Raw genomic sequence first — 1,344 nt, 5'->3', positions numbered from 1 at the left:
CTAGGAGCTTGTCCGAGTAACGGGGTTTGAAGCCTGGTAGAGGGGGCGAGACGGAAGCCAATGAGGGTAGACCAGCGGCTTCAGCGGCCTGCCTGTGCCAACTTCAGCAGGTTGTGGGCGGTGCAGATCATCGCCCACTCGCCCCGGACCTGATCGAGCCCTCTCATCAGGAACTGTCGGAAGCCTCGGGCGTGCTTGATCTGTCCGAACACCGGCTCGACGACCTGCTTCCTAAGACGGTACCGACTGCGGCGCCCAGCCCGCTTCAGGCGGGCGGCCATCGCGCTCATCAATGGCATCTTGGTCAGCCTCCGGCGGCCGGCTGCGTCCGCCTCGCCATGACGTGCCCGGCCCGGAGCGAGGTAGCCCGTGATGCCGCGCTCCTTCAGCGCGGCGAGGTTCGCCTCGTTGGCAAAGCCGGCATCGCCCGAGACCTCCCGCGGCTTGCGCCCAAGATGGGCGCGGAGCCCGTCTACAAGCGGCACGAGCGCGCGGTGATCGGCCGAGTTGGTCACGAGCCGATACGCGACGATCACCTGATGCGCCGCGTCGACTGCGACCTGGCCGTTGTAGCCCTGTACGAAGCCATCACGCGTGGGCAGGATCCGGCTGTCTGGGTCGGTGAAGTTGCGCTGCGCTCGGTCGGGCGGACTGCCGTCTTCGCCGCGCAGTGGCCGGCCCTGCCAACGCATGCCCGACGAGGCGCCCGGCCCGCTCTCGTCCTCGGGATCGGGCGGATCAGCCGCCTCCGCCTCCAGCGCGGCCTTGGCGGCGCGGATTGCTTCCAGCCGCCGCTGCTTGTCGGCCATCCAGTCCGGGGTCTCGTCGCCCCGACGGCTGGCACCGTGAGCCTGATCCTCCGCCGCGTCAGCCTCGCCCGCGCGATCCAACCAGGCTTGGACCTCAGCGGTCAGGGCCGGCTCGGCCGTCCTCATCCGGCCGTAGCTCATGGCTTTGTGGCGCGAGGCGGCAGCCTTCAGCTTGGTCCCGTCCACCGCCACGTGGGCGAACTCGACGAGACCCGCCGCCCGACATAGGCGCAGCACCTGCACGAACAGGTCGGACAGGGCCACGAGGTGGCGCTTGCGGAAGTCGGCGATGGTGCGGAAATCCGGTCGGTTCAGGCCGGTCACGGCCATGACGTCGACCCTCTCCTCACAGGCGCGGGCGAGCTGGCGCGAGGAGTACAGGCCGCGGCTGTAGCCGTAGAGCAGGAGCGCCACCATCATGCCGGGATGGTAGGGCGGGTAGCCGCGCTCCTCTGTGTAGGTGTCGAGGATGGCCGAGAGGTCCAGCGCCTCTCGCACCGTATCGCGGACGAAGTGCGCCATGTGCCCAGGCGGC

At 69.3% G+C, this 1,344-nt stretch carries 1 protein-coding gene; it reads right to left on the bottom strand.

All coding sequences use genetic code 11. The features are described 5' to 3' along the window. Positions 1–80: 80 nt before the first annotated feature. On the bottom strand, positions 81–1,344 hold a 1,264-nt coding region (locus ABIC30_RS31750), incomplete at its 5' end, for an IS1182 family transposase (protein ID WP_354456840.1).

It is taken from the genome of Methylobacterium sp. 1030 (assembly GCF_040544715.1).
GTDB lineage: Bacteria > Pseudomonadota > Alphaproteobacteria > Rhizobiales > Beijerinckiaceae > Methylobacterium.
Note: the sequence above shows the minus strand (reverse complement) of the source record. Positions and strands in the feature narration are given on the sequence as shown.